The sequence below is a fragment of the Cobetia sp. SIMBA_158 genome (assembly GCF_046566945.1).
GTDB classification, from domain to species: Bacteria; Pseudomonadota; Gammaproteobacteria; order Pseudomonadales; family Halomonadaceae; genus Cobetia; species Cobetia amphilecti.
Genome location: NZ_JAWJYL010000073.1, coordinates 1 through 426, shown reverse-complemented (window position 1 = coordinate 426; position 426 = coordinate 1). Strand labels below are relative to the sequence as shown.

1 protein-coding gene is annotated in these 426 nt (G+C 34.3%); it reads right to left on the bottom strand.

The features are described 5' to 3' along the window. Positions 1-98: 98 nt before the first annotated feature. Positions 99-362 (bottom strand): acyl carrier protein, encoded by a 264-nt coding sequence (locus tag R2R70_RS19030; RefSeq protein ID WP_367307634.1) that lies wholly within the window; start codon positions 360-362, stop codon positions 99-101. Positions 363-426: the final 64 nt, after the last annotated feature.

The window sequence follows — 426 nt, the reverse complement described above, 5'->3', positions numbered from 1 at the left end:
CTCGCTTATTAGTCCGACAGGTGATGTTCCTTCTGTATAAACGAAAAACGGCATGTCTTTTGAAGAGATGCCGTTTTTTATGTCCAAAATTGTAAAGATTAATCAGCTAATTTGTTTTGAAGCTGCTGGACAATTTTATTGATTGTCGAAAAATTATCTGTCAATAATTCTTCATCTGCAAATTGAATATCAAAAACCTCTTCTAGTTCCAAAATGAGAGAAACTGCTTTGATCGAATCGAGACCGTGATTCGTTAACTCTTCGTCTGTACCAATAGAAATCTTGCTTTCATTGTCCAAAGAACGCAGGACCAAATCTTGAACTTGACTTGATAGTGAAAGGATATCCGTCGTTTCATTCATCTGCAACGCTCCTTTTTACAAATTTTCTATCATTTACATAAATTAACTAGATTAGAAAGGAAAA

Coding starts and splice junctions, on each gene's coding strand:
- R2R70_RS19030 (WP_367307634.1), bottom strand. CDS start 362: ATGAATGAAACGACGGATATCCTTTCACTATCAAGTCAAGTTCAAGAT.